Annotated in this window: 23 protein-coding genes and 1 tRNA gene; 9 read left to right on the top strand and 15 right to left on the bottom strand. The window is 60.7% G+C overall.

Annotated elements, in window-relative coordinates; translation table 11 throughout:
* Positions 1–150 precede the first annotated feature (150 nt).
* A complete protein-coding gene (locus FA04_RS04025) occupies positions 151–1,149 on the bottom strand; it encodes a glutathione S-transferase family protein (RefSeq protein ID WP_034804100.1) in 999 nt (332 codons plus the stop codon).
* Positions 1,150–1,327: 178 nt separating this feature from the next.
* Here FA04_RS04025 and FA04_RS04020 point away from each other — a divergent pair, with 178 nt between their 5' ends.
* Positions 1,328–2,317, top strand: a complete 990-nt coding sequence (locus FA04_RS04020; protein WP_034804103.1) for a glycerophosphodiester phosphodiesterase family protein — start codon at positions 1,328–1,330, stop codon at positions 2,315–2,317.
* A gap of 102 nt (positions 2,318–2,419) precedes the next feature.
* A complete protein-coding gene (gene arsC / locus FA04_RS04015) occupies positions 2,420–2,848 on the top strand; it encodes an arsenate reductase (glutaredoxin) (protein WP_034804105.1) in 429 nt (142 codons plus the stop codon).
* A gap of 75 nt (positions 2,849–2,923) precedes the next feature.
* Here arsC and era read toward each other — a convergent pair whose 3' ends face one another.
* The 8 genes from era to rpoZ form a co-directional block, all read right to left on the bottom strand.
* A complete protein-coding gene (gene era / locus FA04_RS04010; RefSeq protein WP_034804323.1) occupies positions 2,924–3,853 on the bottom strand; it encodes a GTPase Era in 930 nt (309 codons plus the stop codon).
* Between the two features lie 8 nt (positions 3,854–3,861).
* Entirely contained in the window at positions 3,862–4,578 is a 717-nt protein-coding gene (rnc, locus tag FA04_RS04005) for a ribonuclease III (protein WP_090294803.1), read from the bottom strand.
* Positions 4,578–5,321 (bottom strand): signal peptidase I, encoded by a 744-nt coding sequence (lepB, locus tag FA04_RS04000; protein WP_034804110.1) that lies wholly within the window; start codon positions 5,319–5,321, stop codon positions 4,578–4,580. The genes rnc and lepB overlap by 1 nt, the downstream gene beginning before the upstream one ends.
* A 159-nt stretch (positions 5,322–5,480) precedes the next feature.
* The gene (acpS, locus tag FA04_RS03995) at positions 5,481–5,900 is read right to left on the bottom strand and encodes a holo-ACP synthase (protein WP_034804122.1); all 420 of its coding nucleotides are present in this window, start codon (positions 5,898–5,900) and stop codon (positions 5,481–5,483) included.
* Positions 5,897–6,451 carry a DUF2062 domain-containing protein gene (locus FA04_RS03990; protein WP_034804125.1) on the bottom strand — a complete coding sequence of 185 codons (555 nt, stop codon included), beginning with the start codon at positions 6,449–6,451 and terminating at the stop codon, positions 5,897–5,899. The genes acpS and FA04_RS03990 overlap by 4 nt, the downstream gene beginning before the upstream one ends.
* 187 nt (positions 6,452–6,638) lie before the next feature.
* Positions 6,639–6,788 (bottom strand): DUF3563 family protein, encoded by a 150-nt coding sequence (locus FA04_RS03985; RefSeq protein WP_064816984.1) that lies wholly within the window; start codon positions 6,786–6,788, stop codon positions 6,639–6,641.
* A 165-nt stretch (positions 6,789–6,953) separates the two neighbouring features.
* On the bottom strand, positions 6,954–9,188 hold the full coding sequence (locus FA04_RS03980) for a RelA/SpoT family protein (protein WP_034804141.1): 2,235 nt from the start codon (positions 9,186–9,188) through the stop codon (positions 6,954–6,956).
* 213 nt (positions 9,189–9,401) lie between these two features.
* Complete coding sequence (gene rpoZ / locus FA04_RS03975) at positions 9,402–9,809, bottom strand: DNA-directed RNA polymerase subunit omega (RefSeq protein ID WP_034804144.1); 408 nt, start codon at positions 9,807–9,809, stop codon at positions 9,402–9,404.
* A 464-nt stretch (positions 9,810–10,273) separates the two neighbouring features.
* Here rpoZ and FA04_RS03970 point away from each other — a divergent pair, with 464 nt between their 5' ends.
* Positions 10,274–10,855: a LabA-like NYN domain-containing protein gene (locus FA04_RS03970; protein ID WP_034804147.1), complete on the top strand. Its 582-nt coding sequence runs from the start codon at positions 10,274–10,276 to the stop codon at positions 10,853–10,855.
* A gap of 192 nt (positions 10,856–11,047) precedes the next feature.
* Here the strand turns inward: FA04_RS03970 and smpB are convergent, their stop codons facing one another.
* Both smpB and dapA read right to left on the bottom strand, forming a co-directional pair.
* Positions 11,048–11,527 carry an SsrA-binding protein SmpB gene (gene smpB / locus FA04_RS03965; protein ID WP_034804150.1) on the bottom strand — a complete coding sequence of 160 codons (480 nt, stop codon included), beginning with the start codon at positions 11,525–11,527 and terminating at the stop codon, positions 11,048–11,050.
* Positions 11,527–12,411, bottom strand: coding sequence for a 4-hydroxy-tetrahydrodipicolinate synthase (dapA, locus tag FA04_RS03960; RefSeq protein WP_034804162.1), 885 nt, complete (start codon positions 12,409–12,411; stop codon positions 11,527–11,529). The genes smpB and dapA overlap by 1 nt, the downstream gene beginning before the upstream one ends.
* Positions 12,412–12,704: 293 nt before the next feature.
* On the opposite strand from dapA, the gene FA04_RS03955 reads away from it, so the two are divergent.
* The 3 genes from FA04_RS03955 to FA04_RS03945 all read left to right on the top strand — a co-directional run bounded on the left by FA04_RS03955 (position 12,705) and on the right by FA04_RS03945 (position 16,459).
* Positions 12,705–14,771, top strand: coding sequence for a lytic transglycosylase domain-containing protein (locus FA04_RS03955; protein WP_034804164.1), 2,067 nt, complete (start codon positions 12,705–12,707; stop codon positions 14,769–14,771).
* 109 nt (positions 14,772–14,880) lie between these two features.
* Entirely contained in the window at positions 14,881–15,411 is a 531-nt protein-coding gene (locus FA04_RS34225; protein ID WP_060644858.1) for a BA14K family protein, read from the top strand.
* Between the two features lie 160 nt (positions 15,412–15,571).
* A complete protein-coding gene (locus tag FA04_RS03945; RefSeq protein ID WP_034804166.1) occupies positions 15,572–16,459 on the top strand; it encodes an alpha/beta fold hydrolase in 888 nt (295 codons plus the stop codon).
* 151 nt (positions 16,460–16,610) lie between these two features.
* Here FA04_RS03945 and FA04_RS03940 read toward each other — a convergent pair whose 3' ends face one another.
* The 3 genes from FA04_RS03940 to FA04_RS03930 all read right to left on the bottom strand — a co-directional run bounded on the left by FA04_RS03940 (position 16,611) and on the right by FA04_RS03930 (position 20,812).
* Entirely contained in the window at positions 16,611–17,651 is a 1,041-nt protein-coding gene (locus FA04_RS03940; protein ID WP_034804167.1) for a porin, read from the bottom strand.
* Between the two features lie 664 nt (positions 17,652–18,315).
* A tRNA-Ser gene (locus tag FA04_RS03935) sits at positions 18,316–18,405 on the bottom strand.
* A gap of 187 nt (positions 18,406–18,592) precedes the next feature.
* Positions 18,593–20,812, bottom strand: a complete 2,220-nt coding sequence (locus FA04_RS03930) for a caspase family protein (RefSeq protein ID WP_051659669.1) — start codon at positions 20,810–20,812, stop codon at positions 18,593–18,595.
* Positions 20,813–21,105: 293 nt separating this feature from the next.
* Here FA04_RS03930 and FA04_RS03925 point away from each other — a divergent pair, with 293 nt between their 5' ends.
* The 3 genes from FA04_RS03925 to FA04_RS03915 all read left to right on the top strand — a co-directional run bounded on the left by FA04_RS03925 (position 21,106) and on the right by FA04_RS03915 (position 23,297).
* Complete coding sequence (locus FA04_RS03925) at positions 21,106–21,462, top strand: hypothetical protein (protein ID WP_034804168.1); 357 nt, start codon at positions 21,106–21,108, stop codon at positions 21,460–21,462.
* A gap of 221 nt (positions 21,463–21,683) precedes the next feature.
* Positions 21,684–22,061 (top strand): PilZ domain-containing protein, encoded by a 378-nt coding sequence (locus FA04_RS03920; RefSeq protein ID WP_034804171.1) that lies wholly within the window; start codon positions 21,684–21,686, stop codon positions 22,059–22,061.
* Positions 22,062–22,181: 120 nt separating this feature from the next.
* Entirely contained in the window at positions 22,182–23,297 is a 1,116-nt protein-coding gene (locus FA04_RS03915) for a pyridoxal phosphate-dependent aminotransferase (RefSeq protein WP_034804174.1), read from the top strand.
* 51 nt (positions 23,298–23,348) lie between these two features.
* Here FA04_RS03915 and FA04_RS03910 read toward each other — a convergent pair whose 3' ends face one another.
* Complete coding sequence (locus FA04_RS03910; protein ID WP_034804178.1) at positions 23,349–23,615, bottom strand: sel1 repeat family protein; 267 nt, start codon at positions 23,613–23,615, stop codon at positions 23,349–23,351.
* Positions 23,616–24,097 lie beyond the last annotated feature (482 nt).

The following is a 24,097-nucleotide window of genomic DNA, read 5'->3' as shown; positions in this document are numbered from 1 at the left end:
CGGGCACATCGCCGCGAATTCGTCAGGCAGCCGCCATCGGGCTCCTATCCATCAGAACTCAAAATAAGGTAGGAAGCTTCGATCGATTGACAATGGGTTCTTTATGGCCCCTCATAAATTTGTTTCCTTAGCAAATGCTGAGAAACAAACCTAGATTTCAGCGACGCCTAGACCGGGTAGACGCGCGCGGTCATGGGGCCGGTCAAAATCGAGCAGCGGGCCTGCCGGAACGATGCGCGTCGGGTTGATGTGGACGATGCCATAGTAGCCGCGCTTGATATGGTCGATGCGTACGCTCTCGCGGATACCTGGCCACTGGTAGATCTCGCGGAGGTAATTCGACAGCGCCGGATAATCCTCGATCCGGCGGATGTTGCATTTGAACGCCCCGTGATAGGCCGCGTCGAAGCGAACGAGGGTGACGAAGAGGCGGATGTCGGCCTCGGTCAGGTGCTCGCCGGCGAGGTAACGATTGTCCGCAAGGTGGGCCTCCAGTTCGTCGAGCATGCCAAAGAGGCTTGCCACCGCCTCGTCATAGGCGCCCTGGGTCTTGGCGAAGCCGGATCGATAGACGCCGTTGTTGACACGCTCGTAAATCGGGCCGTTCCAACGGTCGATCTCGGCACGCAACGCCTCGGGGTAGAAGTCGAGCCGGTTGCCGGTGAGCCCATCGAAGGCCGAGTTCAAGATGCGGATGATATCGGCGGACTCGTTGTTGACGATCCGCCCTTCGCGCATGTCCCAGAGCACGGGAACAGAGACCTTACCGGTGTAGGTCGGATCGCTCGCCACATAGAGCTCGTGATGGAAGCGGATCTTGCCGACGCGCGCGCCGGCATCGACAGGCTCGTCATAGACCCAGCCATCTTCGCCCAGTTCCGGATTGGAAACGGTCAAGCCGACAATGTCCTGCAAGCCCTTGAGATTGCGGAAGGCGATCGTACGCGAGGCCCAAGGGCAGAGATAGGAAACGAACAGGCGGAAGCGCCCGGCCTCGGCTGGCAAGGCCTCCTGCCCTTCCGGGCCCGGCCTGCCATCGGGCGTGATCCAGCGATGAAACCGCGTCGGCTCGCGATGGAACGCGCCGCCCTTCATCTCGCTCGCCGCAACGTCGCCCTTGACCCATTTTCCCTCGACGAGCTGCGGCATCTCTTTCTCCTGGATCGCAAGTCTGGACGGCTACCTCTCACGGGGCCCGGACCACGGTCAACCGCGCGCGCGGGTGACACATTGTTCGCAATCCGCGACACGCACGCACGCGATACGTGCAAAACAACATCGTCGCGCCACAATGTCGGGCAATCCCGATTCCCAGAGGAGAATCAGGATGAAGAAAGCGCTTGCCATTTTCGTGCTGTTTGTCGCGGTCGTGTGGTTGCTGAACACATCGTTGTTCGTCGCGCCGCCGGCGGGCACCGCAAAACTGCTTGCCCACCGGGGCATGCATCAAACCTATCCGAAGGACAACGTCGGCAGGGACACGTGTACGGCAACGATCATCAGGACGCCGGAGCATCCCTATCTCGAAAACACGATCGCCTCGATGCAGGCCGCCTTCGACGCCGGCGCAGATGTCGTCGAACTCGACGTGCATCTGACGCCCGACAGACAGTTCGCCGTCTTCCACGACTGGACGCTCGATTGCCGGACCGAGGCCAAGGGCGTCACCGAGGAAACGCCGATGACGGCGCTGAAGTCTCTCGACATCGGCTATGGCTACACGGCGGACGGAGGCAAGACCTTCCCGTTCCGCGGCAAGGGCGTCGGCCAGATGCCGACGCTCGAGGAGGTGCTGGCCGCCCTGCCCGACCGCAAGTTCCTGATCAACTTCAAGAGCCGGCGCGCCGAGGAAGGCGCTGAACTCGCAACGCGTGTCGACGCGCAACCGCAATGGCGGGAGGCCGTGTTCGGCGTCTATGGCGGCGAGGAGCCGACCCGCGAGACGCTGAAACGCCTGCAAGGGATGCGAGGCTACGACCGGACGTCGACGATGGCGTGCCTGACCCGTTATCTCGGCTACGGCTGGAGCGGCCTGATGCCGGACGCGTGCAAGAACACGTTTGTGATCGTGCCCGGCAATTATGCGCCGCTTCTCTGGGGCTGGCCCGACCGTTTCGCTGCACGGATGAAGGCGGCCGGGAGCGAGATCATCCTGCTCGGTCCCTATGGCGGCGGCGATTTCACCACCGGCATCGACACGATGCAGGATCTGGAAATGGTGCCGCCAGGGTTCTCCGGCTACATCTGGACCAACCGGATCGAGATGATCGGCCCGGCGCTCGCAAAGCGGCAGGTCGCTGACGCCGGTACGAACTGACACAGGCGGCCGACTTGCCTGCGGCAAGCTTCGACCCTATGGCTTTGAGCAACCGTCGAAGCTGGCCGCAACGGCGGTCTCAACACCGCGGAAGGCAAGCGTATGAACGTCACGATCTACCACAACCCCGCCTGCGGCACCTCGCGCAACACGCTGGCGATGATCCGCAACGCCGGTATCGAGCCGACGGTGATCGAGTATCTGCAGGCCCCGCCGTCGCGGCAGGCGCTGGAAAAGATGATTGCCGATGCCGGCCTGACGGTGCGGGACGCACTCCGCGAGAAAGGCACGCCCTATGCGGAACTCGGGCTTGGCGAGCCCACGGTCAGCGACGAACGGCTGATCGACGCAATGATGGCCCACCCGATCCTCATCAACCGCCCCTTCGTGGTGACGCCGATCGGAACGCGGCTCTGCCGTCCATCCGAACGGGTGCTCGACATCCTGCCGGACACGCACAAGGGCCCGTTCTCGAAGGAGGACGGCGAACCGGTTCTCGATGCAAAAGGAAAGCTGATAGCGGGCGCCTGAGGCCGCCTGCGTTTGATACGGCACCCGTTTCAACGGGTGCCGTAAAACATCACACCAAACGGTGTGCGTGCGGCCTTATCGCGGAAATTCCAGACCCATTTCGCGGAAGCGCTCGGGGTCGTCGCCCCAGTTTTCGCGTACCTTGACGAACAGGAACAGGTGCACCGGCTGCTCAAGGATCTCGGAGATCTCCTTGCGCGATGCGGTCGAGATCGCCTTGATCGCATCGCCGCCCTTGCCAAGCGCGATCTTCTTCTGGCTCTCGCGCTCGACATAGATCACCTGCTCGATGCGCACCGAGCCGTCCTTGCGCTCTTCCCACTTCTCGGTTTCGACATGCGAGGCATAGGGAAGTTCCTGGTGCAGCCGCAAGAAGAGCTTTTCGCGGGTGATTTCAGCGGCAAGCTGGCGCATCGGCAGATCGGAGATCTGGTCTTCCGGATAGTACCAGGGGCCTTCCGGCAGCGTCTCAGCCAGGTAATCCATCAGATCCGTGCAGCCCGAGCCGTTCAGCGCCGAGATCATGAAGGTGCGCTCGAACTTGATCGTCTCGTTGGCGGCAGCCGCCAGCTTCAAGAGGTCTTCGGGACGCACCTGGTCGATCTTGTTCAGCACCAGGATCTTCGGCTGGTGCACTTCCTTCAGCCCCTCGAGGATCGCTTCCGCATCACCCTTCAGGCCGCGTTCGCTGTCGATCAGGAACATGATCACGTCCGCATCCTTGGCGCCGCCCCAGGCGGTCGTGACCATGGCGCGGTCGAGCCGGCGGCGCGGCTTGAAGATGCCGGGCGTGTCCATGAAAACGATCTGGGCGTTGTCATGAATGGCAATGCCACGCACGATCGCGCGCGTCGTCTGCACCTTGTGGCTGACGATCGAAACCTTGGCACCGACGAGGCGGTTGACCAGGGTCGACTTGCCTGCGTTGGTCGCTCCGATCATCGCCACGAAGCCCGAGTGGGTCGGCGCGCCTTCGGCGGCCGTATCTTTTTCCATGTCCGTCATGTTTTCCGTCAATTTCCGGCGGAACTCTTCCGCCACACGCCTTCGCGTTCCAACAATTTCGTCGCGGCCACCTGCTCGGCTCCGCGCTTGGATCTGTCCGTTCCGGTCTCCGGCGCGACACCCGTAACTTCGACGGTTACCGTGAAGCGGGGGTCGTGGTCGGGGCCGGAGCGCTCATCCGTCCGGTAGGCCGGCGCGATGCCGAACTTGGCATGCGCCCATTCCTGCAATTCGGTCTTTGCATCGCGGCGCGCCCCATCGGCACGCACCGCGCGATCTTTCCAATGGCGCAGCACGAAGCCGCGGGCAGCTTCGAGACCGCCGTCGAGATAGATGGCGGCGATCAGCGACTCTACCACATCCGCCCGCACATTCATCATCGCCTTGCCGGTTATCTTCTTGACGTCCGAGCCTGTGCGGATGAATTGGTGCAACTCCAGGTCGTCGGCGACCTTGGCGCAGCTTTCGGCGCTGACGAGCTGGTTTAGTCGGACCGAAAGCTCGCCCTCATTGGCATCGCGAAAGGTCTGGAACAGAAGCTCCGCCACGCAAAGCCCGAGCACCCGGTCACCCAGGAATTCGAGGCGCTGATAGTTGGAACCCTTGGCGCTTCGCGCGCTGGAATGGGTGAGCGCCCGATCAAGGCGCTCCTTCTCCGTGAACTGATAACCGATCACGGCCTCAAGCTTTACCCGATCCTCCGCGCCCAGCGACCGCGACTTCATCATTCGACCGCCTTGAACAGACGGTCGTAGCGCAGGTTCGTCGGCCACTTCCACACTTCGCGGAACGAGGTGTCGTGACCGAGCGAGAAGAAGATCATGCTGGCGCGGCCGACGAGGTTTTCGGCAGGCACGAAGCCGACGTCGAAGCGGCTGTCAGCCGAGTTGTCGCGGTTGTCGCCCATCATGAAGTAATGGCCGGCGGGCACGATGAATTCGCGGGTATTGTCGCCGCGCGCATCCGGGAACTGGTCAAGCGTGTCATAGGAGACGCCATTGTCCATCGTTTCGCGGAAAACCGGAACGTCGCCGCCGGTGTCGTACTGGTCGTCGGCGCGGAAGCCGCCATCCGGCGTGCGCTCGACCGGCTTGTCGTTGATGTAGAGGGTGCTGTTGCGCACCTGGATGCGGTCGCCCGGCAGGCCGACGAGGCGCTTGATGTAGTCGATATCCGGGTTCGGCGGGAAGCGAAAGACGACGATATCGCCGCGCTTCGGCTCACTTGCGAAGATGCGGCCGGAGAACAGATCGGGCGAAAGCGGCAGCGAGTACTTGGAGAAGCCGTAGGCGAACTTGTTGACGAAGATGTAGTCGCCAACCAGCAGCGTCGGCATCATCGAGCCGGACGGAATGGTGAAGGGCTGAAAGAGAACCGTACGGATGACCAAGGCCAGCAGCAATGCCTGGATGACGACCTTCACGTTCTCCCAGAGGCCGCTCTGCTTCGCTTCTGTCTTTTCTGCCACGCTACTGTGTTCCTTTATCATCGCAACGCCCGCGCGGGCCTGCTCTCAACTTTTGTCCGTACTCTCGGTCCGGCTTTGGACTGCGCGCAATCCCGGTCTCATATGCTGCAAACCGCCGCCCCTTCAATCGGTCAGGGCCGGTTTTTCCAGCGGAATGCTCTAAACCGTTCCCTCAATCGGGGCAACGGGCAGCGCCTCGATAATCACGAAGGCCTGGGCCAGTGGAAAATCATCGGTAATCGTCAGATGAATGGCGGCGCGATGATGCGGCGGCAACATCTGCTCCAGACGCGCGGCGGCACCGCCGGTCAGGTTCATTGTCGGCTTGCCGCCCGGCAAATTGATGACCCCCATGTCCTTCCAGAAGACGCCCTGCGCGAGGCCTGTGCCGAGCGCCTTGGAACAGGCTTCCTTGGCGGCGAAGCGCTTGGCGTAGGATGCCGCGCGGTTCTTCCGCCCTTCGGACTTGGCGATCTCGATTTCGGTGAAACAGCGCTGAACGAAGCGCTCGCCGAAGCGGGAAAGCGAGTTTTCGATCCGCCTGATATCGATCAGATCGCTGCCTATGCCTATGATCATGAAGAGGATCCGAGCTCTTTGGTGCGTGCCCGGCGGCGCTTTTGGAAGAGCCGGGCCGCCTGGTAGGCCGCAATATAGGAAAGGACGGCGCCGCCTGCCGCGAGCGGCAATGAGCCGACCAGCATCGGCTTGAACACCGGACCCCAAAGGGCCGGAAGGTCGAGGTGCTCGACCATGCGCATGACGTCGGCCGAGCTCGCAGCGTGTGCGCTCTCGACGCCGAGGATTGCCGTCCCGAGTTCGTAGGACGCCGTCAGGATCATCGGGATCGTGACGGGATTGGCGAGCGCGGTCGTGATCGCCGCCGCCACGAGATTGCCCGAGAACAGGAAAGCGAGCGCAACCGCTATAAGGATGTGCAGACCGAAAAACGGCGTGAAGGACGAAGCGGCACCCGCCGCCACGCCGACGGCAATCGAATGCGGTGTCGATGAAAGGCGCAACACACGCAGCGTCACATAACGCAGGCCGCGTGCAAAACCCTTGCGCGGCCAAACGAGGGACCGCAGCCTTTCGGAAATCGTAACCGGTTTTCTGCGCCTGAATAACATATGCCGTCATGACCGCGTCTTGAAGCCGTCAGCCGGCACAAGACCGCGCGTCCGCCTGTTTTCTGGCCGCAAGATAGGCGTCCTGCCTGTCGCTTGCAACCCGCACAGGCGCCGCGCGCATGTCGCAGGCGAGCCATCCACCGAACGCATGGCTCGGCATCCCGCCAGAAGACGGGACGCAGCGGGCTTAGTAGTTACGGAACAGGCCGCGATCGATCTGGCGCTGGCGGTACTCGAGGTCGATACGGTCGACCGAGTTATTGAGATAGGCGAGCTCGCGCTCTTCCTGAGTGGGGACGCGCAGAGCGCGGGTGATCTTCTTCAACTGACTAAACATGGCAAACCTCTTTGTTTACCTCCCGACCGAGAAGATAGTTTAGAGGTCCCTGTTCCACCAGACACAGGAAATAGCGGCAGCCATGCGCTGATGGCATGGCTTGCCATTTCGCCCCGCGCAGGCTGCCTGTTTTGCAGGCATTTGCGCAAGGCGCGGCCAGTCGGCTCATTCGAACAGGCGCTTCACCATGGACACGCTCGGCAATTCCTTGAGCTGCGTGATCAGGTGGTTGAGCTGGCGCAGGTCCCAGACTTCGAGGTCGAACTGCAGTTCGCTGAAGTCCGCAGCCACGCGCCCCATCGACAAAGTCCGGATGTTGACGTCGCTGGTGGCGATCGCCTGAGCCACCTCGGCCAGCGTCCCCGGCTCGTTCAGGGCGCTGATCGCGATGCGGGCGATGAAGCGGCTGCTGTTGGCCTCGTCCAGATCCCAGCGCACGTCGATCCAGCGCTCCGGCTCGTCATCGAACTTCTGCAGGATCGGCGACTGGATCGGGTAGATGGTGATCCCCTTGTCCTTCTCCATGATGCCGACGATGCGGTCGCCCGGGATGGCCCCGGCCGGGCTGAAATGAACCTCGGCATTGCCCGAGAGACCGCGGATCGGCAGGGCCTCCGGCCCCTCGACCTGGGCGACACCGTTGGCATCCTTGCCGCGGCCCGGCAACTTGAACACCATGCCGGCGGCACTGCGCATATTGAACCAGCCGTCGTCGGCACTGGGCTTCACCGTGACCCGCTCGTCCTGATGATCCGGGAAGACCGCACGCAGCACGTCGAGCGAGGAAAGCTCGCCACGGCCAACGGAGGCGATGGCGTCCTCGACTTCCTTCTGACCGAGCCGATGCAGCGCCGGCTTCAGCGCCTCGCGCGAAAAGCTCTTGCCGGCGCGCTCGAAGGTGCGCTCAAGAATGCGATAGCCGAGGCCGGCATATTGCTTGCGGATGGCCGCACGCGTCGCGCGGCGGATCGCCGAGCGCGCCTTGCCGGTAACGACGATTTCTTCCCAGGCCGGCGGCGGCACCTGGATGCCCGAGCGGATGATCTCCACTTCGTCGCCATTATTGAGGCGGGTGACCAGCGGCATGATACGGCCGTTGATCTTGGCGCCGACGCAGGTGTCGCCAATATTTGTGTGAACGGCATAGGCAAAGTCGATTGGCGTCGCGCCGCGCGGCAGTGCGATCAACTGGCCCTTGGGCGTGAAGCAGAATACCTGATCCTGGAAAAGTTCGAGCTTGGTGTGCTCCAGGAACTCTTCCGGGTTGTCGCCTTCCGCGAGCGATTCGATCGTGCGCCGGAGCCAGGAATAGGCGTTCGACGTCGGCGACAGGGCCGCATCTGCCGACGCACCCTCCTTGCCCTCCCTGTCCTTGTAGAGCGAGTGCGCCGCGATACCGTATTCGGCGATGTCGTTCATGCGTCGGGTGCGGATCTGTAGCTCGATGCGCTGGCGGGAAGGGCCGACGATGGTGGTGTGGATCGACTGGTAGTCGTTCTGCTTCGGTGTCGAGATGTAATCCTTGAAGCGGCCCGGGACGACGCGCCAGCGCGTATGGACGATGCCGAGCGCCCGGTAGCAGGACGGGATATCGTCGACGATGATGCGGAAGCCCCAGACGTCGGACAGCTGCTCGAAGGACAGCGACTTCGACTGCATCTTGCGGAAGACCGAATAGGGCTTCTTCTGCCGACCCTTCACCTGCGCTGCCTTCAGGCCCTCGGCCTGAAGCAGCTCGCGAAGCTCGTCCTCGATCTTCTTGATCAGGCCCTCGTTGCGCTCGGACAATTCCTCCAGTCGCCGGGTGACCGTTTCGAAGGCCTCGGGATTGATATGGCGGAACGAGAGGTTTTCGAGCTCCTCACGCATGTCTTGCATACCCATGCGGCCGGCGAGCGGCGCGTAGATATCCATGGTCTCTTCGGAGATGCGGGCGCGCTTTTCCGCCGACATGTGGTCGAGCGTGCGCATGTTGTGCAGCCGGTCGGCGAGCTTCACAAGCAAAACCCGCACATCGTCCGAAATGGCGAGCAGCAGCTTGCGCAGGTTCTCCGCCTGCTTGGCCTTCTTGGTGACGAGATCGAGCTTCTTGATCTTCGTCAGTCCTTCGACGAGCGCGCCGATATCCTCGCCGAAGAGATCGTCGATTTCCTGCCGTGTGGCCGTCGTGTCCTCGATCGTGTCGTGCAGAAGAGCAACGGCGATGGTCGACTCGTCGAGACGCATCTCGGTCAGGATCGCCGCCACCTCCAGAGGATGGGATATGTAGGGATCGCCGCTTGCCCGCTTCTGCTGGCCATGCTTCTGCATCGCATAGACGTAAGCCTTGTTGAGCAAGGCTTCATTGACGTCGGGCTTGTACTTCTGCACGCGCTCAACGAGCTCGTATTGGCGCATCATTCGCTGGCGATCCTCTAGATCATGATGATTTCAGGTCCCATCGACCTAAAATCATAAACGTGATCGTTCTCCTAATTTAGAGCGGGATGCGGGCGGAAAACCGCAAACAGTTTCCTTTTCTCGCTCTAGAAGAAATCAATAAAAAAGTGCGCCAATCATACGAGTGGCGCACTGCTTTGAAAACACGTGGGAACGGGCGTTCCGCGACGGATCTCAGTAGTCGTCGCTCTTTTCCGGCGGCACCAGACCTTCGATACCGGCAAGCAGCTCTTCTTCCGACATGCGGTCGAAGGTGATGGCTTCCGGCTGATCTTCGTCTTCGGCGACTTCGGTAAACGTCGTCTCGGCATCGGTCTGAAGCAGCGAAGCCGGATCGGGCTCGGGCTCGTCCACTTCGACATGCTTCTGCAGCGAGTGGATCAGGTCTTCCTTGAGGTCGCCGGGAGACAGGGTCTCGTCTGCAATCTCGCGGAGCGCGACGACGGGGTTTTTGTCGTTGTCGCGATCGATGGTGATGGCGGCGCCCTGAGAAATCAGGCGCGCGCGGTGGCTGGCAAGCAGAACGAGTTCGAAACGGTTATCGACCTTGTCGATGCAATCTTCGACGGTGACGCGGGCCATTGCCTGTCCTTTTGGGCTCGAAGCGCGGCGGCATCGCCGCTGCACGGATTGACAACACGAAACCGGAGCAGTCGCCTGACGGCGCCTCATCGGGTCCGATTTCTGGAATTAAGCGCCCGGATACAATCAAAACAAGGCAAGTTCAAGTTTTTCCTTCAAGGGACGCTCACGTAACGTCACACTTCGTGATAAAATGAGATGCGAATGAGTTGGAGACGTCGCTCACACATTACGGTTGTATTTTCTGGCCATAAATAAAGCCCCTGATGGAAAAAGCGACCCAGAGATGTGGACGATCTATAGCAACTGCTAAAACTAGCTATATTCGCGAGCGCGCGGCTGGAATAATGCAATACATAAGCTACATTATTTGCCATATCAGCAATTATTAATGTAATCGACTTACTTTTGCGCACCCGCCGGCAGGCGGCCTTTGATGCGCCGCGATTGAAAAAGGAAAGACGATGTTCGACCCCCGCGAAAAAATCGCACTCTTTATCGACGGCGCGAATCTTTATGCGGCATCGAAAAGCCTCGGCTTCGACATCGACTATCGTAAGCTCCTGAAAGCATTCCAGAAGCGCGGCTATCTGCTGCGCGCCTACTACTACACGGCCCTCATCGAGGATCAGGAATACTCTTCAATCCGCCCGCTCATCGATTGGCTAGACTATAACGGTTACAAGGTCGTGACGAAGCCGGCCAAGGAATTCACCGACTCGCTCGGCCGCCGCAAGATCAAGGGCAATATGGATATCGAACTGGCGATCGATGCCATGGAACAGTCCGAAACCGTCGATCACCTCGTCATCTTCTCCGGCGATGGCGATTTCACCACGCTGGTTGAAGCCCTGCAGCGCAGGGGGCGCAAGGTTTCTGTCGTTTCGACCATGTCGACGCAGCCGCCCATGATTGCCGACGACCTGCGCCGCCAGGCCGACCACTTTATCGATCTTGCGACGCTGCGTGCCGAAATCGGCCGCGAACCGTCCGAACGTACCCCGCGACACAACACCGAGCCGGTGGCCGATCCGGTCGAGATCTGAGGCGTTCATTCGAACGCAAGGCGCGTGATCGCGATTGCGCGAGCGCCGCTTGAACCACTCCGCGTCAACGGCGTCGATCGTTGAGTTCTCTCAATAAATATCAAGAATTGCAGGCAGGGCTTTCAGCGCGCCGTGGCCGACAGCTGCGTTGCATCGGCCGTCTTTGTCGGATGCAACGCAAAGCGATTTTTCTTAGCCGCGGTCCTTCAGCAGGCGGCTTTTCTGCCGGTTCCAGTCGCGTTCTTTCGAGCTCTCCCGCTTGTCGTGCAGCTTCTTGCCCTTGCCGAGCGCCAGCTCCAACTTGGCGCGGCCGCGATCGTTGAAGTAGATCTTCAGCGGGATCAGCGACATGCCTTCGCGGTTGACGGCGCCCTGCAACCGGTTGACCTCGCGCTTCGACAGGAGCAGTTTCCGCCGCCGCCGCGTTTCATGATTGAAACGGTTCGCCTGCAGATATTCCGGCAGATAGGAGTTGATCAGCCAGATCTCGCCGCCCTCGTCCGTCGCATAGGATTCGGCAATGTTGGCCTTGCCTTCGCGCAACGACTTGACCTCGGTGCCGGTCAAAACCAGACCGGCCTCGTAGGTGTCGACGATCTCGTAGTTGAAGCGGGCCTTACGGTTTTCCGCCACAACCTTGTTGACCGTGCGCTGGCTTCCTTTGGGTGCCATCAGTTCGTCAATCCTGCATGTCTGAGTGCTGCATCGATCGCAGACTCGGTTGCCGGCTCGAGCGTCGGCAACAGCGGCGAGCGCACGGTGCGGCTCATACGGCCGAGGCGGTTCAACGCATACTTGGCGCCGCAGAGACCCGGCTCCATGAAGATCGCCTTGTGCAACGGCATCAACTTGTCCTGATAGGCAAGCGCCTTGGCATAATCGCCGGCAAGCGTCGCTTGCTGGAACTCGGCGCAAAGGCGTGGCGCAACGTTTGCCGTGACCGAAATGCAACCAACGCCGCCATGGGCGTTGAAGCCGAGCGCGGTTGCGTCTTCGCCCGAAAGCTGGACGAACTCCGGACCACAGGCCATGCGCTGCTCGGAGACGCGCTCGATCTTGCCGGTGGCATCCTTGACGCCGATGATGTTGGCGTAAGCCTTGCTGAGCGCCGCCATGGTCTCGACACTCATATCCACGACCGAGCGGCCGGGGATGTTGTAGATGACGATCGGCAGCTTCACGCTCTCGGCGATCGCGGCATAGTGCGCGAAGAGGCCCTTCTGCGTCGGCTTGTTGTAGTAGGGCGTAACCACGAGGATCGCATCCGCGCCAGCCTTTTCGGCGTGCTGTGCAAGCTCGATCGCTTCCGTCGTGTTGTTGGAGCCGGCGCCGGCGATAACAGGCACGCGCTTGGCAGCCGCTTCGATGCAGAGCTCGACCACCTTCTTGTGCTCATCATGTGAAAGGGTCGGAGACTCGCCGGTGGTGCCAACGGGCACCAAGCCATGGCTGCCTTCTTTTATCTGCCATTCCACATGCGCGACGAAACCATCCGCATCCACCGCGCCGGTGGCGGTGAACGGTGTTACGAGAGCGGGAATGGAACCCTTGAACATGCACAACTCCTGACGGCGTAAAAGCGAAGTCTGCACTCATGCTTTGGCCGTAATCGACGGTTAAAAAACTGCCGCACCATAATCATGTGAGGTGGCTGCGGCAAGCGTTGTAACACGGCATTTCACGCCGGTTTTCATGCAAAAGCTTGATGTTTGGCCTGCATAATCACGACCGCCCAACCAGGGCGAGAGCGGGTTTGGCGCAATTGTTACGATCGATACTGGCCGCCCGTCTTGTCATCGGGCAATCTGGCGGCGGATGAATGTTGGACACGGGGAACACGGGGTTCTTGATGCGCGGGTCAATATATCTGCCTGTCGCCGCCATCATCGGCGCGGTGCTTCTGGCAGCGCCAACGGGCAACGCAGAAACCCTTGACCGCATACCGGTTCCGACACGCAAGCCCGCGCTCTTGGACAAGGCGGCCCCCATTGCCGCGAGCGAAACCACGAATGCCATAGCGACGGCTGCCGGACCCGTCAGCAGCGATCTCAAGACGGGGCTCGATGCTCTGTCCAACAAGCAGCCGGCCGCAGCGATTGCCGTACGCGACGCGATGACCGAAGGCACGCTCGACCGGCACATATTGACCTGGGCGATCGCCGTTTCCGGCCAGCGGGGCGTACCTTCCTTTGAAATCGCCGATGCCCAACGGGAATTGCAGGGATGGCCGGGGCTGAAATCGCTGCGCGCCAACTCCGAGCGAGCGCTCTATCGAGAGAACCCGCCGGCAGCCGATGTACTCGCCGCCTTCGGCAACACGCAGCCGGAAACGACGGAAGGCTCCCTCATTCTTGCGCGTGCTCTCGTCGCCACCGGAAAAGCCGACATAGCCGCCAAGAACCTGCGTGCGATCTGGCAACGCGACACGCTCGACAAGGACATCGAGACCAAGATCCTTGACGAGTTTTCCGGCCTCTTGACCACAGACAATCATCAGCGCCGCATGGTGCTGCTTCTCTATCGCAACCGCGCCGAGCAGGCCGAACGGTTCGGCGACCTTGGAAAAGCTCAATCGCTTTATCGCGCCTGGGCGGCGGTCAGCCGTGGCAGCGACAAGGCGCCGGCCCTCATCGCAGCGGTCGATCCCGCCTGGCGCAAGGACGCAGCCTATCTCTTCATTCAGATCGAGTACCTGCGCAAACAGAAGAAATACGAGGAAGCAGCGAAGCTCCTTGCGCGCATGCCCAAGGACAAGGGCGCCCTGGTCAACCCTGGCGAATGGTGGGTCGAGCAACGCGTCGTCAGCCGCGGGCTGCTCGACAGCGGCGATTTTCGAGGCGCCTATCGGATCGCCGCCGGCCATCTCGCGACCGAGGCGACCGATATTATCGACGCCGAGTTTCATGCCGGGTGGTATGCCCTGCGCGGCATGGAGGACCCGGCGACCGCAGCGCGTCACTTCCGCCGCATTCTGGAAGTGTCGAGCCGTCCCCTCTCCGCTTCGCGCGCTTGGTACTGGCTTGGGCGCTCGGCCGAGGCCGGCGGACCGGGTGACGCCAACGAATATTTCGCAAACGCAGCCCGCTACCCCGGAACATTCTACGGGCAACTCGCAGCCGCCCGGCTGGGTCGCAAGACGCTGAACGTCGCCTACCCCGCCCCGACGGCAGAGGACCGATCACGGTTCGAAAACCGCGAAGCGGTGCGCGCCATCACTCGGCTTGAAGGCACAGGCCACACCTGGCGCGCCGACAGCATCTACCGGGCGCTTGCCGACGAACTGACGAGCCCCGGCGAACTGGCGCTGCTTTCCGCCCGAGCGGAAAAAACCGGCAATCACCAGCTCTCGCTCCAGGTCGGCAAGATTGCCTTTGGCCGCGGAATCGATGTTGCAGCGCTTGCGTTTCCCGTGGGCGTGATCCCGTCAAGCGCCAATATCGACGGGTCCGGCAAGGCACTCGCCTATGCGATCGCGCGCCAGGAAAGCGCCTTCAACCCGGGCGCCATCTCCACCGCCAACGCCCGCGGTCTGTTGCAGTTGATGCCGGGAACGGCCAAGGGCGTCGCTAGCCGCTACGGCCTTGCCTACTCGCAGGACCGGCTGACGAGCGACGCCGGCTACAACGCCACGCTCGGCGCCCACTATCTCGGCGAACAGATCAGCAGTTTCGGCGGCTCCTACATCCTCACCTTTATCGCCTACAATGCCGGCCCGCGCCGCGTTCCGGAATGGCTCGACCGCTACGGCGACCCGCGCGGCAAGCCGATCGACGAAGTCGTCGATTGGATCGAACGCATTCCGTTTCAGGAAACGCGCAACTATGTCCAACGGGTGATGGAGAACTATCAGGTCTACAAATCGAGGCTCGGGCAAAAAGCCGATATCGTCGAAGACCTGAGAATGGGACGGCAATAGCCGGCCTCAGCCGCGATCAAATAATTGTGATCAGCGTCAACGGCACAAACCGCGCCTTCAACCATTTCCTTTCTAAAGCCAGACTTTTCCGAAGGAAATGGTGAACGTTATGAAGACCTTGACAATCGTCGCCCTTTCGCTGGCGAGCGCCTTGAGCAGCGTGCCGCCCGCCGGCGCGTTCCCGAGCGCTCCGCCAATCGTCTCCGCGACGACCAATGTCCAACAGGTTCAATTCTCCTACGAGCGCGGCGAAGAACGCAAGAGCCGATCCAGTTGCGCCGTTCCCTATTGCGAACTTCGCGGGCGACATGGCTATTATCGGGATCGCGACTACCGCGACTATAATCGCAGCGGGTATTACCGCGACAGGTACTATCGGGATCGATATCGCCGCCACTATGACCACGACGACAACGACGTCGGGGCGGTGATCGGCGGACTGGCCGCAGGCGCGATCATCGGCGGTCTGTTGAGCCAACCGCGATATTACAACAACCCGAGATACTACAACGGACCAAGAGCCGTCAGCGGCAATGCACACCAGCGTTGGTGCTATGCGCGCTATCGTTCCTATAGGGCCTGGGACAACAGCTATCAGCCCTATGGCGGCCCGCGACGCCAATGTAGCTCGCCCTATTGAGCTAAAAAGTTGTTGAGCAGAACGCTGCCAACGCAAGGGGAAAAGTCACATCTGTTGGATATCGCCAGCCACGCTCGGGCCGCCGAACAGCTATGTCGGCCCGAACAACTTGCCCCTCACCTTCAAACGGATAGATTTTAGCTGTCCGAGAGGGAGCAGCATGGGCCAAGGCATATTCCACGAGCATAACTTCCGTAGTTCCGATGGGCTGCTGCTCTACGCAAGAAGCTACGGCCCTCCCCCTTCGCCATCCGCGGCAACACCGATCATTTGCCTGCCAGGCCTCACCCGCAACAGCCGGGACTTTCACGAACTCGCAAGCTTTCTTTCGACGTCACGGGGCATTCCCGTCATCGCACTGGATTATCGGGGGCGCGGCAACTCGGAACGCGACGCCGATAAGAGCCACTACACGGTGGCCGTCGAAACGACCGATGTGATAACGGCCTGCGCTCACTTTGCGGTCGAAAAAGCAATCTTTATCGGCACATCGCGAGGTGGCCTGATCCTCCACAACCTCGTCGATCGCGCCCCTTCGTTGATTGCAGCCGCAGTGCTCAACGATATCGGGCCTGTGATCGAAATTGAAGGTCTGCTTGCGATCCGGGATTACCTCAACTCCAGCGCCGCTTCGCCAAGCTGGGCGAAGGCACCCGGCTACCTGAGGACACTGCACGGCGGCGACTTTCCAGTCTTAAGCGACGGCGACTGGTCGGACATGGCCAAAGCGATTTTTCGCGACGAGGACGGCATCCCGGTTCCCGATTTCGATCCAGCAATCGCGCAGTCCCTGCGCGGATTGACACGCGAAACACCATTGCCCGATCTGTGGACACCCTTTGACGCCATGAGCCAAGTCTCCCTGATGATCGTCAGGGGCGAGCATTCGCGGCTTCTTTCAGAGACGACAGTGCGCGAAATGCGCCGACGACATAATGCGATGACCGCCTTCATCGCGCCTGGCCAGGGCCATGCGCCGCTGCTTCATCTGGACGGTCCACGCGACGCCATCACCGCATTTCTAAACGACCTCGCGCGCTCGCGCTGACCCAAGGAAGCCGCGCCGACGCGGTCTTTACTCCCTGATCTCCTCAAGCACGATGATGCAAGTGCAGGACCAAAATTCATGGTGCCATACCAAAACGAAAAAACCCGGCTCGAAAGCCGGGTTTCTCTCTTCTGACCGAGGTCAGACGATCTTAGAAGTCGCGCTGCAGGCGGACGAAGCCGAATACCTGATCCTGTTCGCCGTCAGCATCTTCGTACTGAACCGACACGCGGGTCGCGAGACCTTCGGTGATCTTGTAGTCGAGCGTGACGCCAGCGCGCCATGCGTCGTCACCGCTGAAGTCGGTGAGCGAGCCGTGGCTCAGGTTGTCGAAGTACTGAACGCCGGGGGTGATGGCCAGCTTGTCGGTCGCGTTGAAGCGGTACGACGCAGCAACGGTCCACTCAGACTTTTCCCAGTAAGCGTTCGGGTTCGAAGCCCAGATACCAGCAACCTGGAAGACGCCCGGGCCGAGGTCAGCCGAGAGCAGAGCGCGGATTGCGCCTTCTTCGAGTTCAGAGTCGTAACCGCCGAGCAGGTCGAAGGAAACGCCGCCGAGCGAAGCCGAAACGATACCGGAAACGCCAACACCGTTCGACTTGGTCGAGGTGCCTTCGAGTTCGTCAACCGAGAGACCGGCCTGGAACGAACCGCCGTCGTAGAGGTAGGCGATCGAGTTGAATTCGGTGAAGTTGCCGAGCGAGTCGGTTTCGCCGTTCAGGCCCTTATCCCACCAGTTGTAGAAGAAGCCGGCCTTGAGGCCACCGAGCTGGATGTAGGCTTCGTCAACGTCGATGAAGCTGTCGCCGATGTCGGTGTCGTTGTCAGCGTTGAACTCAGCAGCGAAGAAGCCGGTGAGCGTGCCGTACTCGGTGTCGCTCTTGGCGTCAAACGAGATGTAAGCGCGGGAGAAAACGTCCCAGTCCGACGTGGACTGACCGCCCAGGTTGCCCTGGTTGTAACGGCTGTCAGCAGCGTCTTCACCGAACGAACCCTGAACACGGATGAAGCCGCCGATCTTGAGGCAGGTTTCGGTGCCCGGGATGTAGAAGTAGCCAGTGCCGAAAGCGTCGCAAACGCGAACGTATTCCATGGGCTCCGGCTCTGCTGCGACGATAGCGTCGGCTGCCTGAGCGCCGGAAACTGCTGCGAGAGCTGCAGCGGAGCCGAGAAGAAGGCTCTTGATGTTCATTTCTGACCTCCAGTCAAAAGTTTCAAACGGGTCTGGGTATTTTGCTGAAGGACAGCTTTCCCTGCCCCATCCCCAACGTTCAAGAAGTCGGACGATCAACCGCCCTTGCTTCCGGAGTTGAAAATACAAGACCGGATCACCGGCGCAACGTCCAACTAGCGAGTTCACGTCCTTTGCATCGCCCTTCGCCGAGGCCTGTTGCTGAAACGACACAAAATCGCCGCAGACCCCCGCAGAAAATTAACAAAGCATTAAGAAAACCCTTTAGCGACGGGGGGTTAGCATAAGGAAGGTGGGGGTCGCCTGTTTCAGAAAGAGGCAGAAACCCGCCCAAAACAGGGGAAAAGCTGGACGCGAACCCCGTTTCAGATGTCCAGTGAATGCCTAAAACAGCATTCGCTCCAAGAAAGCGCTTGGTGGAGAAAGGATGGCGGCCTGAGGAATCAGCAGAATCAACGCAGAGATTCGGCAAACGCCCCGACCAGGTGATTCTGAACGATGCAAAGATCAGCACCGCGCAGCACCAAGAATGCACGGGCGCCCCTGGCGACGACTGCCGCAACGGCTCACGAACCACAATAAATGAAATTCAGTCGAGAGATAGCCGAAACCAAATGCTCGCTCGAAGGGCGGGGCGCAAAGGACATGGGGCTATTTGGGACAATGGCGGAGAAGAAGGGATTCGAACCCTCGATACCGTTTCCGGTATACTCCCTTAGCAGGGGAGCGCCTTCGACCACTCGGCCACCTCTCCGTTAGCGCCTGACTAGTGTCACTCAGCGGCCAATGCAAGATTTTTTTGTCGGTTTCCGGGAAATCCTCGCATTTTCATGTGGGCCGATCGGCAACCCCCGTCGTGCCGCGTCGTGTTCGCCCTCATCTCCGCAGGCAAGATCAGCGTACGCAGCCATGTGATTCCACATCGGCGCATCGCCTGCTGCTTACGATTTGCGCGCGAGGCGCTCGATCGCCTGTTGGGTCGCCGCGCCGAACTCGCCGTCGACCGGACCACCATAATACCCGCGGTCCTTCAGCAGGTTCTGCATTTCCTTGCGGAATGCGGGCGTGAAATTGTTGGGCTGGCTCTTCAGTTCATCGAGTTTCGCCGGATCGCCGCCCTCGACGCTGGCTGCAGCCCAGCGAACCGCCTCCTTCGCGTCCGCCTTGGTGCCGAGGCCGTAATCATAGAGGCGACTGAGGTTGCCCATCGCATAGGCGCTGCCGGCGTTGGCCGCCATCTCATACCAGGTGCGCGCCTGCACATAGTCCTGCGCGACACCATTGCCGATATCGTAGAACCAGCCGAGCAGCGCCATGGAATAGGAATCACCCACGTTGGCCGCCTTCTCGTACCAGATCTTGGCTTCCGGGTAGCTCTGCTCAGTCCCCAGTCCGTTCTGATAGGCCCAACCGAGCGACGACATCGCGTTGGCGTCGCCGCTTTCGGCGGCCTTCTTATACCAGGCGAGCGATTGTTGGAGGTCTTTCGGCAGGCCAAGGCCTTCGCGATAGAACCAGCCCATCGTCGCCATGGCATTGGCATAGCCCTGATTGGCCGCCAGTTCATACCACCGGGCGGCTTCCGCATAGTCCTGCGCGATGCCGTCATAGCCCTCGCGATAGAGCCAGCCGAGCGAGGCCTGCCCATAGGCATTGCCGGCGCGGGCCGCCTGGTCGAACATGCGCTTGCCCTCGTCGACGTCCACCGGCCCATCGGTCCCGTAGACCGAGAACCAGGCGAGATTGGTCAACGCATACATGTTACCGCCGTCGGCCGCCTTTCGGTAGTTGCGCCGCGCTTCGACATAATTCCGCCCGGCGTCCTGCGCGCGCCCCAACATATTGACGAGCATCATATCGTCAGGGTTTTCGTTGACGGCCTGGGCACAGGCGGTGAGCGCCCTTTCGGCGTCGAGCTTCAGGAAATTGACCCCGAGGAAACCGGGCATCGACTGCGGCTCGCCGGCAAGCAGATAGCAATCGCGCGAAGCCTGGGTGTCCTTGCCGGTCGGCGAGACGTTGAGGCCCTTCTGCGGCTCGAGGGCTGCAATCTGCTGCTCGGCCTCCGCCTTGTGCTTGCTGTCAGGGTAGCGCTCGATGAAGCGCGTCAGCGCCGCCGCATCGGTCGACTGCTTCAAGGCGTCCCAGGCAATCTCGTCCGGCGTCACGCTCGATGTCTGCTCGGCTTCGCTCAAGAGCTTCAGCTTCTTTTCCGCGAGCATCTTATAGACCGGGTCCGAACCATGCTTGGCCAGGAAGGCGGTCAACAGGTCCTTGTCCGCGAGATCGCGGATGTTCTGCCAGTCGGCAGCCGCCTCGGATTGGCTGTTGGGCGACAACTGTCCGCCATTATTGGTGACGGTGATGTTCACCTCTTTGATGTTGAGAAAGATCTGGGCGCCGCCGAGCGAGCCGTAGACGAAAGGCTCCTGGCCGCGATTGGTTACCGACACCACCTCGTCGCGAACCTTTCCAAGCGCGATGCGGACATCGACGCCCGGTTCCGTCAGATACTTGGCGAGTGCCGTGGCGAAGGGGCTGTTCTTGCCCTCCCCGTCGAGCGCGACCGTGCCGGCCTTCGAGGCGAAGGCGACGAGCAGATCGGCCGATTCGGGCTCGACGCGCGCCAGTCCGCGCGAAACGGCCCTGGTCGAGATCGAACGCGTCATGCTCTGCTCGAAAGGATTGTTGCGACAGGCGTCGAGAATCACCAGCTTGAGCTTGGTCGCGCCTTCGAGCGAACGCTGAACTCGATCGAGGCCGATCGCCTCGTCCTCGATATCCTTGTCAGTCTTCAGTTGCGCGTCGACGGGAAGCAGGAAGTTCTCGCCATTCATCTCCATGCCATGGCCTGAGTAATAGACGATCGCAACTTCGGCACCGGTCGCGAGATCCTCGAAGTCGCGCAGCGCCTTGACCATCTCCTGGCGACCGACGTCGTGCACCGTCGTCACCGAATCGAACCCGGCATCCTCGAACGAAGCCTTCATCAGTTCGACGTCGTTGGCGGGGTTGTTGAGCGGCGACGTCGCTTCATATTTCTCATTGCCGATCAGCAGCGCGACGCGTTTTGCCGCCCATGCCCCTGATGGCATCGACACAAGCAGCGCCACACAGACGATCGAAAGCGGCAGCCACCGCCGCGCAAGCCCCAAGGCCATGTTATTCCCTCCAGCACCCATCATCGTCTTCCGCCTTGCCCAGCGTGAACGACAGACGATGCCTCGCCCGATTACCCTCGGAGGCGGCCGTCGGCGCCCCGGTCATGTCTAATGAAAGTATTACGTATGAGGTTGGGGCTTTCAATGTGCGCGCATGCCAAATTTAGCGACGACGCCTGCCGATGGCACAAGGTTTAAGCAAGGCGGCGTGCTTAGCTCAATCACGGGGGGCGCGGCGAGTCCGCCAAGAACACCACAGATCCGCCGAGGGCTGCGCTGATACGGAGCTTGCCATGTCGATGAAAATGCATGTCGCCGAGGTAAAGCCAGGCCAGCTCGCCACGACCCACCAGCATTATTTCATCGAGCGGCCGTGCAGGATCCTCGTCATTGGGCAGCACCTGAAAGCCAAGACAAAGTATCGGTGCCTGCTGCGCCATATCTCTATTGCCGGCGCGATGCTCGACTTCAATGCGACGATCCCGCTGCCGAAGCACTTCTTCCTCGAGATCGAGGGCTTCAAGGAAGAAATCGGTTGCTCTGAGGTTTACCGTGAGAGCGCGGAACTCGGGGTGCGTTTCAACATGCTGCTTTCGGCAGATTTCCTGAGACGCCTGATCCGCATGCAGTTTTCCAGCGGCGGACTTTGATCTCCTCAAATCAAGCGAGCCCCGACATTAGATTTCGAGCCCCGACATTAGATTTTTAGTGATCGATTTCAGGGGATTGCAAGTTTCTTCTGCAAGACTGATTCTAGCATCGGTAGAAATCGTCCACCGATATGATGTGGGACAAATGAATTGTCCGGGGTCCACGAATGCGGTCAAAGGTTGATCGTGCCGTGCGACCCGGCACTGGCGGAGAAAGACGCATGCAGAACCAGACCATGTATTCCTGCGTCCCCTCGCCATTTTACGAGCGGCGCTACGAGCGTTTCAACATCGGCCATGCGGGCACGCTGACCGCCGTGCAGCCGGGGCTCGGAAGCGTCTCGGTCCGGTCCTGCCGGATGATCGACATATCGCGCGGCGGCGCGAGCTTTGCCGTCGACACCAATATCGGTCTGCCGCAACATTATTATCTGCACATCGTCGGCACTTCGCTTCGGATCGGCTGTGCAGAGGTCTATCGCAACGGCGAGCGCATCGGCGTCCAGTTCATCAAGCCGATCGAGCAGACCTTGCTGCGCGAAATCATCCGGCAGGAGTTCTTCACCGGGCAAGTCAAAAACGCAAAGCCGCGGCGATAGGCCAGCCACAAAACGAAAGGCGGCAGATTCCCGCAGCTTTTCTTTCGGGAACGATTCCGAATTGCCAAAGCATGCGATAAGTTCCCCCGTACGTCATCCGAACGGGGCCTTATCTTCAGCATGTCCGCATTCTCTCGCTTCACGCCGCTCATCCAATCCCTACCGTCCACCATCCCCTTTGTCGGGCCGGAGGCGATCGAACGCCAGCGCGGGCGCGCGATCGCGGCGCGCATCGGCGCCAATGAAAGCGGCTTCGGTCCGGCGGAGAGCGTGCTTTCAGCGATGAGAGAGGCAGCCAGCGGAACCTGGAAATATGCTGACCCGGAAAATCACGATCTGAAACAAGCGCTTGCAGCCCATCTCGGAACCAACCCGGCCAATCTCGCGATCGGCGAAGGCATCGACGGCTTGCTCGGCCAGATCGTCCGCATGGTGATCGAGCCGGGCATGCCGGTCGTCACCTCGCTCGGGGCTTACCCCACCTTCAATTACCACGTCGTCGGCCATGGCGGCCGGCTCGTCACAGTGCCCTATGCGGGGGACCGGGAAGACCTCGATGGGTTACTGGCAGCCGTGAAGCAGGAAAATGCGCCGCTCGTCTATTTCGCCAATCCCGACAATCCGATGGGAAGCTGGTGGTCGGCCGAACGCATTGTCGAGTTCGCGAGGGGCCTGCCCGAAACGACGCTGTTCATTCTGGATGAAGCCTACTGTGAAACCGCACCGGCCGAAGCGCTACCACCGATCGACGCCCTGATCGACATGCCGAACGTGGTGCGCACGCGCACGTTCTCGAAGGCCTACGGGCTTGCGGGTTCGCGTGTCGGCTATGTGGTCACCACGCCGGGCACGGCCCAGGCTTTCGACAAGATCCGCAACCATTTCGGCATGAACCGGATCGGCGTCGCCGCGGCAATCGCAGCGCTTGCGGACGAGGTGTATCTGAAGGAAGTGACGGCCAAGATTGCGGCGTCGCGGCAGCGAATTGCTGCTATCGCCACGCAAAATGGCCTTGCCCCGCTCGTCTCAGCCACCAACTTCGTGGCCGTCGATTGTGGCCGGGACGCGGTCTATGCCCGCGCGATCGTCGATACCTTGATGAGCGACCACGGCATCTTCATAAGAATGCCGGGGGTGGCGCCGCTCAATCGCTGCATCCGGATCAGCACCGGACCGGAGACGGAGATGGCCCTGCTCGAAGCGGCTATGCCCGCGGTCCTGAAGAAACTCGCCTGACCCCTTTTCTCAAGGCCCAGCTTGCGGCGCCGTCGGGCGCCGCCCGTCCGATCAGTGAACCGTCATCCATTCGCGAGCTGCGCGCAGCGCCGCTGCGAGGTCCGGCTTACTCATCGTCATCGCCAGGTCGGCGCGCAGATCGACGGCGCGGTCGCAACCCTTGATCGCCGCGATGTTCAGCCACTTGTGGGCGGCGACGAGATCGACCGGGCGACCGTGGCCGGTCGCGTAGGCCAGACCCATGTCGCAAAAGACTTCCGCCTGGTTGTCACCACCCATCGCGGCATCCGAAGCAATCTGCATATCAAAGCGTGCCATTGTCGTGTCCCTGTCTTGCCTGGTTGGTTTTTCCGAAGCAGCCCGCCCGTTTGGGGCGGACCATGCTCCAGATCAGCACTTGTTTTGGTCCCTGTTCGACCTTGCCTCTTTGCGGGCCTTTCCGAAGCGCGCCGTCTTTTTTGCGGTGTCGTCCTCGGTGGTTTTTCGGAGCGTTTCGTTCCGCTCGTCTTATGGCTTCACTATGCCTGACGGGCTTCAATGGGCGCTTAAAATGCATGCTTAATTTGCGACAAACAAAGTTCAAACGCTTGGTAAACTTGAGTTTTTGTTAAACATCGGAAGGCTTGAAATCCGGCGCATTCGCCTCAAAATTTACGAAAAATTCAATCGACGATTTCAACCAAACGCTAACCACGAAAAGATCGGCGCCAGCAAAGTCCGCGCAATTCCTTGCGCAAGAAGCGCTCAAAACCGCCCAGGAAAAAGCGGCAAAGGCCGCGATTCGGCTGGTTTACCTTTAC

It is taken from the genome of Ensifer adhaerens (genome assembly GCF_000697965.2).
GTDB classification, from domain to species: domain Bacteria; phylum Pseudomonadota; class Alphaproteobacteria; order Rhizobiales; family Rhizobiaceae; genus Ensifer; species Ensifer adhaerens.
The sequence above is the reverse complement of the archived record's forward strand: the minus strand, read 5'-3'. Positions and strand labels throughout refer to the sequence as shown.